Genomic DNA, 15364 nt, shown 5'->3' with positions numbered 1-15364 from the left:
CAGCATCAGGATTCGACGAAGCTGTAGGGCGGCAGCGGGCCGTTGACCCGCAGCTTGATCCAGGGGTGGGTGTTCTCCAGGTCGGCGACCGCCTCCATCAGCGGTTCGGCGCCGTCCTTGGCCAGCAGCATCGACAGGCTCAGGAACCAGCCGCCGCCCTCCGGGCCGGGGCGCGCCGCCTCGGTGGTGGGGGCCAGCGCCTCCTCCACGATCCGCGCGTCGCGCACCTCACGGGCCCGTACCGCGTTCGCCACCAGTTCGCCGAAGCGCATCCGCTCCTCGTAGGTGCCGCCGCCCGCGGCCCGGTTGGCCTCGGCCATCAGCCGCAACTCAGGTTCCTCGGAGAGCACTTGGTGGAGCACCGCGTCCTCGTCGTGCACCGCCTTGACGTTGTACTCCACCCGGTGGGCCAGCCGCTGGAGCTGGTCCTCGTAGCGGTCGGCGTGCCGGGTCAGCACCGTGCGGACGTCCTCGTCGCTGGCGGAGACCGAGCCGAAGCGCATCGGCAGCACCGAGCGCTTGTCGCTCACCTCGGTCAGCACGTGCTGATGGGCCAGCAGGTCGCGGCGCCGGGGCTTCAGCTCCGGTGGGCAGTCGCTGACGATCGCGGCCAGCTCGCCCTCGTTGAGCGCGCGGACCGGCAGCGGTGGATCGCCGATGCCGAGCAGGGTGTCGCCGAGGTCCGGGAGGGTGCCGCGGGCGATCCCGTACACATAGGTGCTCATCAGCTCTCCTCGCTCTTCCTCGACGCGGACTGCGTGGACTTGCGCGCCGCCGGGCGCCGGGAGCGGGTGCGGGCGGGCGCTTCCTCTGGCTCGGGCTCCTCGTCGCCCCGCAGGGCCTCGGCCACCGAATGGGCGGCCTTGGAGACGGTCTCACCGGCGCCGCTGAGCGCGCCCTTGGTCTTGCTGCGGGCGGCTCCCTCGGTGGCGCCGTCGAGGATCTCGGGGATGCCGGGGGACTTGTTCGGCCCGGCCTCCAGGTCGAGGCGGTTGCACGCCTCGGCGAACCGGAGGTAAGTGTCGACGCTCGCCACCACGACCCGGATGTCGATCTTGAGGATCTCGATGCCGACCAGGGAGACGCGGATGAACGCGTCGATCACCAGGCCGCGGTCGAGGATGAGTTCCAGGACGTCGTAGAGGCCGCTGGTGCCGCCCCCGCCCCTGCTCTGCTGTGCCGGAACAACCGTGGTCATGTCGTGTGTGTCCTCTCGTGTCCGGCCGGGCCGGCCGTTCCCCCTGCCGGTCAGCCGCGGTCACTTCGCCCGCGCTCGTAACGGCGGATGCGGCGGTAGCCGGTGAGCTGGCCGTCCGCGTCGAGAGTCACCTCGTACAGGGCCATCAGGCTCATCGTCTCCGGCACCCGGGCCAGCTCCACCACCTCGACGTCCAGGACCCAGCCCTCGTCGGTCTGCTCCAGGCGGGGCATCGACTCGGGGTACAGGCCCGTCAGTTCGGCGAGCTGTTCCCGGGCGGATCGCAGGAGCGCCAGTGGGCTCGGGCCACTGGTCGCCGTCTTCTTGCGGGTTCCATCGGATGTGTCTGTCATGTTCGCCTCGGTGGCGCCGGGTACCGCGGTCCCGGCGGGGTAAACCTCGGGGTTCGAATTCCCCGATTTGTGTCGGAATTGTGCGCTCCGGATCCCGGGTGCCCGATCGGCGATGGCATATTCCTGCGGCCGTTGAATTCCTCGAGGGGCATGTCATGGGCGGCCTCGCGCCTATACCAGAACCCTGCCTTTGACAGGGGATATCGACGAAAACTCTCCGTCATCCTTGGGGCGTCAACACGCGGCTCGTAAGAGTGACAAAGTCGATGACAAACCCGGGCGTGTTTTCTGTGACACAAGTGTGACGAATGGCGGACGTGGGCCGCATGAGGCGTTGTCGGTGTGCTCCACAGCACGCCGGAACATGTTCTTTTCCTGCCTGCCCTACCCGTTCCGCTACGCCTACGGTGGCTGCCATGGGACCTGTACCGAACCTTCCGGCCGAACCCGACGACGACCTCGACAGCTATGTGGGGCTCGACGCCCGGACCGCCGAAGACGTGGCGCGCGAGCGGGGCTGGACCACCGTGCGGGCGCTTCCGCCGGGCGCGATCATCACGATGGAGTACCTGTACGGCCGCATCAACTTCGAGGTCGCCGACGACGCCGTACGGCGCTGCTGGCGCGGCTGACGGCCCGCCGTCGCCGACACCGCGGGACCGACGGGCCCACGGGCATGACGAAGGCCCCGGAAGCTCCCTCAGGAGCCTCCGGGGCCTTCGCCCGCGCATCTGCTCGCCGCCGCACCGCGGGCCGCGGGGGTGTGCGTACCGGCCCGCGGTGCGGCGGGGCGGCTAGCCGCCGGTGGCCGTGGTGCGCCCGCGCCCGGCCGACGGGCCGAACGGGGTCGTGGTGCGCGGCACGCGGTCGGCGTGCGGCGGACGGCGGCTGCCGACCGGGGTGACCGGGGTGCGCTCGGAGCGGACCGTGTGCTGCCGCCCCGCGTGGTGCGGCCGCGCCTCGGGCACCCGCCCGGTGGCACCCGGGCGGCCGACCACGCTCACCGGCTCGCGGACCGGGGGCTCGTCGTCGCGCGCGGTGCGCGGTGTGGCCAGGGCGGGGCCGGGAGCCGGCCGCGCGGGCGGCACGGGCACCGACGCCCGGCCGTCGCGGATCCGCCGGTACAGGCCCAGCAGCAGCACCTCGGCACGGGCCATCGCCGGCTCCAGCCACGGCAGGGCCAGCAGGACCAGCACTCCGGCGGCCCAGCCGAGCACCACGTCGCTCAGCCAGTGGGTGCCGAGGTAGACGGTCGTCATGCCGACGCCGAAGGCGAAGCCCGCGGCGATCAGCGAGGCGATCCTGCGGGCCAGGGGAGTGGTCGCCAGATAGGCCAGCACACCCCAGGTGACCACCGCGTTCGCGGTGTGACCCGAAGGAAATATATCGCCGGTGCGCCACATCTCATTGGCGCCGACGCTCGTCGCGTAGTGCGGACCGAGTCGGCCGAAGCCGATTTTCACCGCGCCCACGGTGGCGTTCAGCAGCAGCAGCGAGGTGCCCAGCACCAGCCCCGGGCGCAGGGTGCGCTGCTTGTAGCAGCACCACCCCAGCCAGGCGGCGACCGCCACCGCGGTGGGCCCGCGCTGGCCCATCACGACGAAGTAGTCCAGGAACATGTGGAACTCCGGCCACTGCTTGTAGGGCCGGAAGAGCATGACCTGCCAGTCGAACCTCACCAGCCACGAGGTGGTGAGCACGCCGATCACGGTCGCGGCATAGACCGCGAGGGTGGTTCCGAGCAGCCAGAAGCGTGTTCGGGTCATCCGCGGTCGCGCGGGATCGCGCCGCGCGAGATCGGTAGGTCGCTCCTCCTTGAGGAGCTTGTCTTCGGTACGCACCTAATCGACGTTACATTGCGTGACAGGGGGGTTCAGTCGATCAGGTCGCTTTGTGATGACGATGTGATGTGGGGTGCGTCTCGTCGGGCTGCTTTTGGCCGCCCCTTTCCGAGGAATGCACGAGGCCCCGGCGCATTTGTGCGCTGGCCTTCCTATCAGCGAAGAGCGATCTCTTTATGGAATTCTTACAGGGGTGTTTATCGGCGATTGGCCGTGGCGTTCCTCACTGTTTCCCGGTGCGTCGCCGGGGCGACGGACGGGCTCCCGCCGCCGCCGTCCGGCGGGCCGCCGGACGGCCGGACCGGGTGGCCGGATCACGGCGGTCCCGAGCCGTGCAACCACCATGCCCCGTACGCCGCGGAGGCCAGCCCCACCGAGCCCAGGATCAGCGCGGTGCGCGCCGGACGCAGCCGGGCCAGGGCGATCGCGAGCGGGATCAGCACCGGGAACGCGGGTATGAGCAGCCGCGGCTTCGAGCCGAAGTACCCCTTGGCGGCCAGCGCGAGGACGAGCACCGCGCCGCCGTACACCAGCAGCGGCAGCGGCTGGCTCTGCCGTATGCAGGACACATACAGCCAGAGCAGCGCGGCCATGGCGAGGAGCAGCGCGATTCCGGCCACGAACGGCGGATGCACCAACAGCCCGCCGATGAAGGCCGCGAAGGCCAGCCCGCCGTCGAACCCGTTCCCCCAGCCGTTCTGGACGTCGAAGTAGCCGGTGAGGCTGTCGGTCCGCACCGCCACCCAGGTCACATAGCCCAGCCAGCCCAGCGGCGCGATCGCCAGCCCGGCCGTCACGCGCCAATGCGTACGCAGCGCTTGGCGCCACCGCCCACCGGGCAGCAGCTCCACCGCCGCCGTGATCCACACCGCGGCGACGACCGCCGCGCCCACCGGCCGGGTGAGCCCCGCGAGCGCCGCGAGGACCCCCGCCCACACCCAGCGCCGGGTCAGCACCGCATACACCGACCAGGCGGCCAGCGCCGTGAAGAGCGACTCCGAATACGCCATCGACTGCACGATCCCGACCGGCAGCACGCCCCACAGCACCGCCAGCGTGATCCCCACCCGGCGCCCGTACACCAGATCGCCGACCGCGAAGATCCCCCACGCGGCCAGCAGCGACGTGACCGAACTCACGGCCAGCCCCGCGTCCGGCACGCTCAGCGGCGTCACGGCCGATATGCCGCGCTCCAGCCAGGGGAGCAACGGGAAGAACGCCAGGTTGGAGTGGACCGACCCATCGGCCAGATGGATCGTGTAGCCGTATCCCTCCTCGGCGATGCGGGAGTACCAGAGCGAGTCCCAGCGGGCCGAGAGGAGCTGGTGCGCACTCTTGCCCGCAGCCGCCCCCCAGACCGCGAGAACCACGAGGCCGAGCACGCGCGTCCCGGCATACAGCAGCAGCGCCGGGGCGGCCCGGCGCAGCGCGGCGAGCGCCACGCCGCCCGGCCGCCCGGCGCCGGGCGGCGCGGTATCGGCTTGGGCAAGATCAGTCACGGCGACGATTATCGAGGATGTTTCCGGGGCCCGCCCGGGCCTGTGGATAACCGGCGGACGAACAGCCGACGGACGGAGGGAGGACGGCCGAGGGCCGACCGGCGGCCTGTCGGCGTACGGGGGACGGACGGGAGACGGACCGGAGACGGACAGGGCGCAAAGGGGAACTGTGGAACGTACTCCACCGTCCTGGCCTGCGGCGATGCCCATAACATGACCTGCGGCACACGCCTCGCGCGGCGACTCGCGTACCCTGACCTCTCCACTCGTGCCATCGCCGCCGGGCCGCCGCACGTCCCTACGAAGTGACGTTCGGCCCGTCCCGGCGCGACGCGAGCGCAAGACCAGGGAGGTGCGTACATGTCCGGGACGACCACGGCCCGCACTCGGCGGACGGCGGCCGTTCCCCGGCAATGGCTCGGTACCGAGGCGGGCGGCGGCGCGAACCGCTGGATCGTGCTCCTCGTGCTCTGCGTCAGCCTGCTGCTCGTCGCCGTGGACGCGACCGTGCTGCACGTCGCGGTTCCGGCCGTGACCGAGGACCTGCGGCCCGGCGCGATCGAGCTGCTGTGGATCGTCGACGCGTACCCCCTGGTCTGTGCCTCGCTGCTGATCCTCTTCGGCACCCTCGGCGACCGGGTCGGCCGCCGCCGGGTGCTGCTGCTCGGCTACGCGTTCTTCGGCGCCGCCTCGGCGCTCGCCGCCTTCGCCGCCACCCCACAGATCCTCATCGTGGCCCGCGCCCTGCTGGGCGTCGGCGGCGCGATGATCATGCCCGCGACGCTGTCGATCCTGCGGCAGGTCTTCCCGGACCGCCGGGAGCGGGCCCTGGCCATCGGCATCTGGAGCGCGGTCGCGGCGGTCGGCGCGGCGGTCGGCCCGCTGCTCGGCGGCTTCCTGGTCGAGAACTTCTGGTGGGGCTCGGTCTTCCTGGTCAACCTCCCGCTGATGGCCGTGGCGCTGCCCGTCGGCCGCTGGCTGCTGCCGGAGTCCACCGGCGACCGGAACGGCCCCTGGGACGTGCTGGGCGCGCTCATGGCCGCCGGCGGGCTGTTCTGCCTCGTCTTCGGCGTGAAGCGGATGGGCAGCGGCGCGGGGCTCCTGGACGCCCTCACCGCCACCCCGGTGCTGATCGGGCTGGTGGTGCTGGTGCTCTTCGTCCGCCGCCAGCGGCGCCGTACGCATCCGCTGGTCGACCTCAAGCTGTTCGCCCGGCCCGCCTTCTCGATCTCCGTCGGCTGCATCGTGGTCGCCCTGCTCGCGCTCGTCGGCCTGGAGCTGATAGCCGCGCAGTACCTTCAGCTCGTCCTCGGGCTCACCCCGCTGGAGACCGGGCTGAGGCTGCTGCCCCTCACCTTCGCCGCCATGGCCGCCGGGCTCGTCGGCTCCCGGATGCTCCAGCGGCTCGGCCCCCGCATGATGGTGGGGCTCGGCTTCGTGCTCACCGCCGCCGGTGTCCTGTCGCTCATCACCATGGGCCAGTCCGACCAGCCCGCGGTGCTCGTGGGCGGCTTCCTCGTCCTCGGCTTCGGCCTGGAGACCACGCTGTTCAGCGCGTACGAGTCCATGCTCAACGAGGCATCCGCCAAGTCGGCGGGCGGCGCCGCCGCCATCGGCGAGACGTCCTACCAGCTCGGCGCCGGTATCGGCATAGCCCTCCTGGGCAGCGTCATGAACGCCGCCTACAAGCCGGGCGTCTCCTCCGTGACCGGGGTGCCCGGCAAGGCCAGCGCCGAGGCGAGCCAGTCGCTGGGCGTGGCGTACGAGGTCTCCGCCCAGCTCGGCGGGAAGTCCGGGGCCGCGCTGATGGCCGCGGCCCGCGCGTCCTTCGTCCACGGACTCCATGTGACGCTCGCGGTCAGCGCCGGTCTGCTGCTGATGGGCGCGCTGGCCGCGCTGCGGCTGCCGAAGACCATGGAGTGCGGGCCCGCCGACGAGGACGACACGGACGGCACGTGTCCCGCCGGGGCCGCGGACGCTCCCTGCACCGCGGACGACCCGGATGCAGCGGAGATCGTGGACACCCCGCCGCGCCGCGACCCGGCCGCCGTCGTCGGCGCCGAGTCCCGGAGCTGACCTCCGGTCCCCGACTGATCCACACGGTCTGGACGGCAGGCGTTACCCGGTCGTAGCGTCAGCGGCCGGAAAAGCCACACCGAACCGGAGGTCGCTACCCATGTCCGCTGGCACCCTGCCGCCGTTCGACCCCGACGACCCGCTGGGCATCGACGACCTGCTGGAGCCGGAGGACCTGGCGGTACGGACCACCGTGCGGCAGTGGGCCGCCGACCGCGTCCTGCCCCACATCGCCGACTGGTACGAGCGCGGCGAACTGCCCGGCATCCGCGAACTGACCCGCGAACTCGGCTCCCTCGGCGCGCTCGGCATGTCCCTCACCGGCTACGGCTGCGCGGGCGCCAGCGCCGTCCAGTACGGGCTGGCCTGTCTGGAGCTGGAGGCCGCCGACTCCGGCATCCGCTCCCTGGTCTCGGTGCAGGGCTCGCTCGCCATGTACGCCATCCACCGCTTCGGTTCCGAGGAGCAGAAGCAGCAGTGGCTACCGCGGATGGCCTCCGGCGAGGTCATCGGCTGCTTCGGGCTCACCGAACCGGACCATGGCTCCGACCCGGCCGGTATGCGCACGTACGCCAAGCGGGACGGCACGGACTGGGTGCTGACCGGCCGTAAGATGTGGATCACCAATGGCTCGGTGGCCGGGGTCGCGGTGGTGTGGGCCCGCACCGACGAGGGCATCCGCGGCTTCGCCGTCCCCACCGATACACCCGGCTTCTCCGCCCCCGAGATCAAGCACAAGTGGTCGCTGCGCGCCTCGGTCACCAGCGAACTCGTCCTGGACGAGGTGCGGCTGCCCGCCGATGCCGTACTGCCCGAGGTCACCGGGCTGCGCGGACCGCTGAGCTGTCTGAGCCACGCCCGCTACGGCATCATCTGGGGCGCGCTGGGCGCGGCGCGCGCGTCCTTCACGTCGGCGCTGGAGTACGCCCGCACCCGGGAGCAGTTCGGGCGGCCCATCGGGGGCTTCCAGCTCACCCAGGCCAAGCTCGCCGACATGGCGGTGGAACTGCACAAGGGCGTGCTGCTCGCCCACCATCTGGGGCGGCGGATGGACGCGGGGCGGCTGCGGCCGGAGCAGGTCAGCTTCGGCAAGCTGAACAATGTGCGCGAGGCGATCGAGATCTGCCGCACGGCCCGGACCATCCTGGGCGCCAACGGGATCTCCCTGGAGTACCCGGTGATGCGGCACGCGACGAATCTGGAATCGGTGCTCACCTACGAGGGCACCGTCGAAATGCACCAACTGGTGCTCGGCAAGGCGCTCACCGGTCTGGATGCCTTCCGGTGAGCGGCCTCGGCGAGTGAGCCGAAGGGGCGCGCCGCTGTCGAAAGGGAGAGCGCGCGGAGACTCCGAGGAACGAGGAGTCGAGCACGGTCGACCGTCGACAGGGGCTGAGGCGCCCCGGAGGTGAACCGAGCCCCAAAAAAGGGGACCTAGCTCTGGTTGAAGAAGCCGCCGATTCCGCGGCTGGGCTCCCCGCTGACGATCTGGTAGTCGGCGGGGGTGAGGAGGAAGACGCGGTTGGCGACGCGCTCGATGGAGCCGCGGAGCCCGAACGTCAGTCCGGCGGCGAAATCCACCACGCGCTTGGCATCGGCGGGCTCCATCGTCGTCAGGTTGACGATGACCGGAATGCCCTCCCGGAACATCTCACCGATTCCACGGGCGTCCCGGAACCCGTCCGGGGTGACCGTCGCGATCCGCGTGCCCTGGTCCTGCGCGGCCTGGTCGGCCACCCGCACCCGCGGGTCGGTCACCCAGGAGTCGCCGGGCTCGGGTCCCTCGGCGTAGTCGTCGTCGTAGTAGCGCTCGTCATCGCTGTCGTCGACGAGGCCAAGCCAAGCGCTCGCCTTGCGCACCGATCCCATGGACGCCTCCTCTCCTCTTAACGGTGTGTACTGTCCGCCCCTCTATGGTCGTCCATGATGCGGATGATGTGCCACGTGGATTGCGGCCGCACAGCGGATTTGTGACGTTACCGGTGCACAACGTTTGGCGCCATATCAGGGTTGCACCTGATGAAGGGGGCTGACGGAACGCTGGGTAGACTCCGCAGGCCGGACGGGTGACACCGGGGACGTACGGGTGAACGGGGACAGTTTTGTTTGGCATTATCCGGCCTTGTCGGCACCGGCTGTCGCAAAACCTGCGGACGGAATGGATGGCGCATCTGTGCGGGTTGTGCCTCGCGCTGCGCGGTGAGCACGGTCAGTTCGCCCGCGTCGCCACCAACTACGACGGGCTGGTCATATCGGTTCTGGTGGAGGCTCAGGCCGGTCGCTCCGACGGCTGGCGGCGCACCGCGGGGCCGTGTCCGCTGCGCGGGATGCGCACCGCGTCGGTGGCGCAGGGGGAGGGCGCGCGGCTCGCGGCGACCGTCTCGCTGGTGCTGGCCTCCGCGAAGGTACGGGACCATGTGGCGGACGGTGACGGGGCGTTGGCCCGCCGTCCGGTCGCCGCGGCCGCCCGCCGGGTGGCCGGGCGGTGGGACCGGGCGGGCGCCCGCAGCGGTGCCGAGATCGGCTTCGACACGGCCCTGCTGCTGGACGCGGTCGGGCGGCAGCAGGAGATCGAGGAGCTGGCGGGGGCCGGTACCTCGCTGCTGACGGTCACGGAGCCGACCGAGACCGCGACCGCCGCGGCCTTCGGTCACACCGCCGTCCTGGCCGGGAAGCCCGGCAACCGGGCGCCGCTGGAGGAGGCCGGACGGCTCTTCGGCAGGCTCGCGCATCTGCTGGACGCGGTCGAGGACCTGGTCGAGGACGCCGAGACGGGTGCCTGGAACCCGATCACGGCCACCGGCGCGGACCTCGCCGAGGTGCGCCGGCTGTGCGACGACGCGGCGCACGGGGTGCGGCTGGCGCTCGAGGACGTCGACTTCGCCTGCAAGCGGTCCGGCAGGCTCGCCCATGTGCTGCTGGCGCACGAGCTGCCGCGCGCGGTGGACCGGGCGTTCGGCACCACCTCCTGTACGCACACCGGGCACACCGGGCAGACCGCGGACGCCCCGGCGTCGTCCCAGGGCGCGCCGCCGCCGCAGTCGCCGTGGATCACCCCGCAGGGGCCCGACGCCCCGGACGGACCCGGCGGGACGCCGCCCGAGCCGCCGGACCGGGGCAGGCGGCGCGGGCTGATAGCCGGGTGCGCGGTGTGGGCCGGGCTCTTCTGCACCTGCCAGGTGTGCTGCCGGGACCCGTACCACGACCCGTGGTCGGGAGAGCCGCGCGAGGGCTGGTGCCAGAAGTGCAGTGACTGCTCGGACTGTTGTGATTGCTGCGGTAACTGCTGTGATGGTTGCGAGTGCTGTAGCAACTGCTGTGACGGTTGTGACTGCGGCTGCGATTGCGGCTGCTAGTCGACGCCCCGAAACAGGACGCCCCCGAAACAGGTCGTGCGAGGGGAGGGGTGAAACGCTGAAGCGTGTGTGAAGGCGCGTGACGACGCGGACGTAACGGCCACACCGGAAAGGACCGGCGGGCAGGCGAAGCCTCAAGAGCCCAGGGGCAGCGGAGGCGGGCGGTGTCAGCCCGAACAGGACGACGACCACACCCGACCGAAGTCGATGTGGTCGCGCGTGACCAGTCGCTGCCATGAGTACATGGGGCAAGTGGAGCAGCCTTCCGCTTCCGCGTCAACCGCGGTGAGACGCGCCGCTCACAGTTCGGACAGCCTTGACAACGGGCCGTGGGGACGCCTTAGCCTCGGCGTCACGCCGTGCTGAGGGGCTCGGCTTTTCGTGTGTGCAGGCAATGCGTGTGTTCACTTACGAACTCACGGAGCCTTCGCATGTCCGCCACCCCGGACCCCGCTTCCCCATCACCGCACGCCGTCGTCATCGTCGGCGCGGGCCCGCGCGCCGCCGGGCTCGTCGAGCGGATCGCCGCCAACGCGCCGGAACTGTACGGCGACGGAGCCCCGTTCACCCTGCACCTGGTCGACCCGCATCCGCCCGGCGGCGGCCGCGTCTGGCGCCCCGACCAGTCCCCGCTGCTGTGGATGAACTCCATGGCCGAGGACGTCACCATGTTCACCGACGAGTCGGTGGAACGGGACGGCCCGGTCCGCCCCGGCCCCTCCCTCGCCGAGTGGGCCGACCGCGTCCGCCGCGGGGCGCTGCCCGCCGGTGAACTGGCCGCCCTGCCGCCCGAGGTCGTCGCCGAGGCCACGTCGCTGACCGGCCGGAGCTTCGCCACCCGGCGGCTGAACAGCGCCTATCTGCGCTGGGTGTACGAGCGGTCGGTGGCCGCCCTGCCGCCCGGGGTCACCGTCCAGGAGCACCCGTACCGCGCCGTACGGGTCACCGGACCGCCCGACGGACGCCAGCGGGTGTGGCTGGAAGGGCGCGCCGAACCGCTCGTCGCCGACGCCGTGGTCCTCGCCCTCGGCCATCTCGACGCCGAGCCCGACCCCGAGCAGCGGGCGCTGTCCGCCTTCGCCGCCGAGCACCAGCTCGCGCATCTGCCGCCCGAGTTCACCGCCGACAGCGATCTGAGCCGGTTGCGGCCCGGTGAGCCGGTCATCGTCCGCGGCTTCGGCCTCGCCTTCGTCGATCTGATGGTGCTGCTCACCGAGGGACGCGGGGGACGGTACGACCGCGGGCCCGCCGGGGAGCCGGTCTACCGGCCCTCCGGGCGTGAACCCGTGCTGTACGTCGGCTCGCGCCGCGGCGTCCCGTACCACGCCAAGATCGGCTACCAGCTGTCCGGCGAACGGCCGCCCGTACCCCGCTTCTTCGGCCCCGCCCAGGTCGAGGCGTTGCTGCGGCGCCCCACACCGCCCGACTTCCGGCGCGACATCCGGCCGCTGATCGACAAGGAACTCGGATTCGCCCACTACCACCGGCTGTTCACCGTCCACCCGGACCGCACGGCCACCGACTGGTCCGACTTCGAGGAGCGGTACGCCGCCTGCCCGCCCGGCAGCGCCGAACTGTACGCCCTGGTGGCCGCCGCCGTCCCCGATCCGGCCGACCGGCTCGACCTCGACGCCCTCGACCATCCGCTCGACGGGCTGCGCTTCCCCGGTCATGACGCCCTCCAGGAGGGGCTGCGCGGCTACATCGAGGCGGATCTCGCCCGCCGCCACGACCCCGCGCACAGCACCGACCTGGCCGTCTTCCTCGCCCTGCTCTCCGTCTACGGCCAGCTCACCCGGCTCGGGGACCTCGGCGACGGCGGCTGGTGGCACGGCTTCTTCAGCTATCTCGCCTCCGGTCCGCCCGGTCCGCGCCTGGAACAGCTCCTCGCGCTCTCCCGCGCCGGGGTCGTCCGCTTCCTCGGCGCCGGGATGACCGTGACCGCCGACCCGGAGCGCGGGGTGTTCCGGGCGGGCGGCGCGAGCGTCCCCGGGAGTCAGGTCGAGGCCCGCGCCCTGGTCGAGGCCCGGCTGCCGGAGCCGACCGTGGCCCGCTCCCGCGACGCGCTGCTGCGCGCCCTCCACCGGGACGGCGCGGCCGCCACCCCCGCGGGGCTGCTCGCCGTCAGCCCGGACGACGCCCGGATCCTGGACCGGGCCGGACGCCCCCACCCGCGCCGCTTCGCGCTCGGCCCGCACACCGACGGCCGCTCCTCCGGTGCCTTCGCCCGGCCCCGTACCAACGCCCCCGCGTTCCGGCAGAACGACGCGACCTCCCGCGCCCTGCTGCTCAGCCTGCGCGACCTGTCCTGTCGCGCCTCGCTCGCCGTCTGAGCCGTACCCCGCCCGAAAACCCCGCTTCCCTTGAAGGACACCCGTGTCTCTGACCTCTGATCCACCCATCAAAAAAGCGCCCGAACGGGCCGCTCCCGAGGACTACTCCGCGCTGAAGGTGGTCCCCGTACGCAACCCGTGGCGCTGGGTCGCCGTCGCCGTGACGGCCGTCCTGGTCGCCCAGTTCGCGCACGGCCTGATCACCAACCCCGGCTGGGAATGGGAGGTCTTCGCCGACTTCTTCGCCACCGAGACGATCCTCAAGGCCGTCTGGATCACCCTCCAGCTGACGTTCTACGGCACCGCGCTCGGCTTCGCCCTCGGCATCGTGCTCGCCTTCATGCGGCTGTCCAGGAGCCCGTTCCTGAAGTCGGTCGCCTTCACCTACATCTGGGCGTTCCGCTCGATCCCGCTCATCGTCCAGCTGCTCTTCTGGTTCAACCTCACCTATCTCTACAAGCGGCTCGACTTCGGCATCCCGTTCGGGCCCGGCTTCTTCTCCTTCGACACCGCCGGACTCGTCGGCGCGATGAGCGCGGCCGTCCTCGGACTCGCCCTGCACCAGGCGGCGTACGCGGCCGAGATCGTGCGCGGCGGCGTCCTCGCCGTCGACACCGGACAACTGGAGGCGGCCGCCGCCCTCGGCATCCCCCGGCTGCGGCAGCTGCGCCGCATCGTGCTGCCGCAGGCGATGCGCTCGATCCTGCCGAACGCAGCCAACGAGGTCATCTCCCTCTTCAAGGGCACCTCGATCGTCTCCGTCATGGCGATCGGCGAACTCTTCTACCAGGTGCAGGTCGTCTACGGGCGCAACGGCCGGGTCGTGCCGCTCCTGATGGTCGCGACCGTCTGGTACATCATCCTGACCACGCTGCTCTCGATCGCCCAGACTTTCGTCGAGCGCCACTTCTCCCGGGGAGCCACCCGATGACCGCCATGGTCGACATCCGTTCCGTCCACAAGAGTTTCGGGTCGCTTCAGGTGCTGCGCGGCATCGACCTGGAGGTGCGCACCGGAGAGGTGGCCGTCGTCCTCGGCCCGTCCGGCTCCGGCAAGTCCACGCTGCTGCGCACCATCAACCACCTGGAGAAGGTCGACAGCGGCTGGATCAGCGTCGCCGGTTCGCTGGTCGGCTACCGCAGGCGCAACGACAAGCTGTACGAGCTGCGCGAGCGCGACATCCTCAAGCAGCGCACCCGGATCGGCTTCGTCTTCCAGAACTTCAACCTCTTCCCGCACCTCACCGTGCTGGAAAACATCATCGAGGCCCCGGTGTCCGCCCTGCGCCGCCCCAGGAAGCAGGCGGTGGAGACCGCGGAGCGGCTGCTCGCCCGGGTCGGGCTCGGGGACAAGGCGTCCGCGTACCCCCGGCAGCTCTCCGGCGGGCAGCAGCAGCGGGTGGCCATCGCCCGCGCGCTCGCCCTGGAGCCCGAGCTGCTGCTGTTCGACGAGCCGACCTCTGCCCTCGACCCCGAGCTGGTCGGTGAGGTCCTCGACGTCATCAAGGACCTGGCCGACCAGGGCACCACGATGATCGTCGTCACCCATGAGATCGGCTTCGCCCGCGAGGTCGCCGACACCGTCGTCTTCATGGACGAGGGCCGGATCGTCGAGCAGGGGACGCCCTCCGAGGTCCTCGACCATCCCCGGCACGAACGCACCAAGGCGTTCCTCTCCAAGGTCCTGTGAACCACCCCATGCACACCTCCATGCACTCAAGGAGCACCCCCGTGACCACCCGCCGCACCCTCCTCGCCGCCCTCGCCACCGTCCCCGCCACCGCCCTGCTCGGCGCCTGCGGCGACGGCGACGCCCAGCAGACGGTGGGCGCCGGCGGCAAGAAGGGCGCCGGTTTCAACGTCAGCCCGCGGCAGCACCGGATCAGAGGCAAGAAGGCCGACGCGATCGCGGCCAAGGTGCCCGAGGCGATCCGCCGCCGCGGCACGCTGCGCCTCGGCGGCAGCGCCGACGCCTCGCCGCCGCTCGGCTTCTACGCGACCGACGACAAGACCCGGATCGGCGTCGAGATCGACCTCGCCACCCTGGTCGCCGACACCCTCGGGCTCGAGGTCGCCTTCGAGGCGGTCTCCTGGGAGAACCTCTTCGTCGGCCTGGACAGCTCCAAGTTCGACGCCGTCTTCTCCAACGTCACCGTCACCGAGGAGCGCAAGGAGAAGTACGACTTCGCGACCTACCGGCTGGACAACCTCGCCTTCGAGGCCAAGAAGGGCGCCTCGTGGCGGATCAAGGGCCCGAAGGACGTCGCGGGCAAGACGATCTCGGTCTCCTCCGGCACCAACCAGGAGAAGATCCTCGTCGACTGGAGCAAGGAGAACGAGAAGGCGGGCCGCAAGCCCGTGGACATCAAGTACTTCCAGAAGGACACCGACTACTACCTCGCCCTCCAGTCCGGGCGCATCGACGCCTACCTCGGCCCCCACCCCACCGCCGCCTACCACGTCGCCTCGGCCGGGCAGACCCGGATCGTCGGCACGCTCTCCGGCGGCGGCGACCTGGTACAGGGCAAGATCGCGGCCACCACCAAGAAGGGCAGCGGGCTGGTCGACGCGTACGCCGCCGCCATCGACCACATCATCCAGGACGGTTCGTACGCCCGGGTCCTGAAGCGCTGGGGGCTCGCCAGCGAGGCCGTGAAGAAGTCCGAGATCAACCCGCGCGGCCTGCCCACGAGCTGACCGGCTCCCCGA

General features: G+C 71.4%; 14 protein-coding genes. 8 read left to right on the top strand and 6 right to left on the bottom strand.

The genetic code is table 11. The annotated features are described in order from the left end of the window. Positions 1-5: 5 nt before the first annotated feature. From HYQ63_RS09845 to gvpO, 3 genes are read right to left on the bottom strand one after another with little or no spacing between them, the layout of a single operon-like run. Positions 6-725 carry a GvpL/GvpF family gas vesicle protein gene (locus HYQ63_RS09845; protein ID WP_179933470.1) on the bottom strand — a complete coding sequence of 240 codons (720 nt, stop codon included), beginning with the start codon at positions 723-725 and terminating at the stop codon, positions 6-8. Continuing rightward, the gene (locus tag HYQ63_RS09840) at positions 725-1198 is read right to left on the bottom strand and encodes a gas vesicle structural protein GvpA (protein WP_179933469.1); all 474 of its coding nucleotides are present in this window, start codon (positions 1196-1198) and stop codon (positions 725-727) included. Before HYQ63_RS09840 ends, HYQ63_RS09845 begins: the two co-directional genes overlap by 1 nt. A 50-nt stretch (positions 1199-1248) precedes the next feature. Continuing rightward, a complete protein-coding gene (gene gvpO / locus HYQ63_RS09835) occupies positions 1249-1551 on the bottom strand; it encodes a gas vesicle protein GvpO (RefSeq protein WP_179933468.1) in 303 nt (100 codons plus the stop codon). Between the two features lie 416 nt (positions 1552-1967). Between gvpO and HYQ63_RS09830 the strand changes: the two genes are divergently transcribed. Beyond that, the gene (locus HYQ63_RS09830; protein WP_009719045.1) at positions 1968-2183 is read left to right on the top strand and encodes an I78 family peptidase inhibitor; all 216 of its coding nucleotides are present in this window, start codon (positions 1968-1970) and stop codon (positions 2181-2183) included. Positions 2184-2345: 162 nt separating this feature from the next. Here HYQ63_RS09830 and HYQ63_RS09825 read toward each other — a convergent pair whose 3' ends face one another. Both HYQ63_RS09825 and HYQ63_RS09820 read right to left on the bottom strand, forming a co-directional pair. Continuing rightward, the gene (locus HYQ63_RS09825; protein ID WP_179933467.1) at positions 2346-3392 is read right to left on the bottom strand and encodes a phosphatase PAP2 family protein; all 1047 of its coding nucleotides are present in this window, start codon (positions 3390-3392) and stop codon (positions 2346-2348) included. 314 nt (positions 3393-3706) lie between these two features. Then, positions 3707-4891, bottom strand: a complete 1185-nt coding sequence (locus HYQ63_RS09820; protein WP_179933466.1) for a hypothetical protein — start codon at positions 4889-4891, stop codon at positions 3707-3709. A 360-nt stretch (positions 4892-5251) separates the two neighbouring features. On the opposite strand from HYQ63_RS09820, the gene HYQ63_RS09815 reads away from it, so the two are divergent. Further along, the gene (locus HYQ63_RS09815) at positions 5252-6967 is read left to right on the top strand and encodes an MFS transporter (protein ID WP_179933465.1); all 1716 of its coding nucleotides are present in this window, start codon (positions 5252-5254) and stop codon (positions 6965-6967) included. Positions 6968-7067: 100 nt separating this feature from the next. Then, complete coding sequence (locus HYQ63_RS09810; RefSeq protein ID WP_179933464.1) at positions 7068-8255, top strand: acyl-CoA dehydrogenase family protein; 1188 nt, start codon at positions 7068-7070, stop codon at positions 8253-8255. Between the two features lie 146 nt (positions 8256-8401). On the opposite strand, the gene HYQ63_RS09805 is transcribed toward HYQ63_RS09810, so the two are convergent. Further along, positions 8402-8836 carry a cell division protein SepF gene (locus tag HYQ63_RS09805; protein ID WP_123105865.1) on the bottom strand — a complete coding sequence of 145 codons (435 nt, stop codon included), beginning with the start codon at positions 8834-8836 and terminating at the stop codon, positions 8402-8404. 233 nt (positions 8837-9069) lie between these two features. On the opposite strand from HYQ63_RS09805, the gene HYQ63_RS09800 reads away from it, so the two are divergent. The 5 genes from HYQ63_RS09800 (at position 9070) to HYQ63_RS09780 (ending at position 15352) form a co-directional block, all read left to right on the top strand. Further along, entirely contained in the window at positions 9070-10323 is a 1254-nt protein-coding gene (locus tag HYQ63_RS09800; RefSeq protein ID WP_179933463.1) for a DUF5685 family protein, read from the top strand. Positions 10324-10754: 431 nt separating this feature from the next. Beyond that, entirely contained in the window at positions 10755-12656 is a 1902-nt protein-coding gene (locus tag HYQ63_RS09795) for an FAD/NAD(P)-binding domain-containing protein (RefSeq protein WP_179933462.1), read from the top strand. A gap of 43 nt (positions 12657-12699) precedes the next feature. Continuing rightward, complete coding sequence (locus HYQ63_RS09790) at positions 12700-13587, top strand: amino acid ABC transporter permease (RefSeq protein WP_179933461.1); 888 nt, start codon at positions 12700-12702, stop codon at positions 13585-13587. A gap of 5 nt (positions 13588-13592) precedes the next feature. Continuing rightward, on the top strand, positions 13593-14345 hold the full coding sequence (locus tag HYQ63_RS09785; protein ID WP_179939921.1) for an amino acid ABC transporter ATP-binding protein: 753 nt from the start codon (positions 13593-13595) through the stop codon (positions 14343-14345). A gap of 41 nt (positions 14346-14386) precedes the next feature. Next, a complete protein-coding gene (locus tag HYQ63_RS09780) occupies positions 14387-15352 on the top strand; it encodes an ABC transporter substrate-binding protein (protein WP_179933460.1) in 966 nt (321 codons plus the stop codon). The last annotated feature ends 12 nt before the right edge of the window (positions 15353-15364 follow it).

The organism is Streptomyces sp. Rer75, from assembly GCF_013414305.1.
In the GTDB taxonomy this organism is placed as follows: domain Bacteria; phylum Actinomycetota; class Actinomycetes; order Streptomycetales; family Streptomycetaceae; genus Streptomyces; species Streptomyces himastatinicus.
This window is presented reverse-complemented; position numbering and strand designations above follow the sequence as displayed.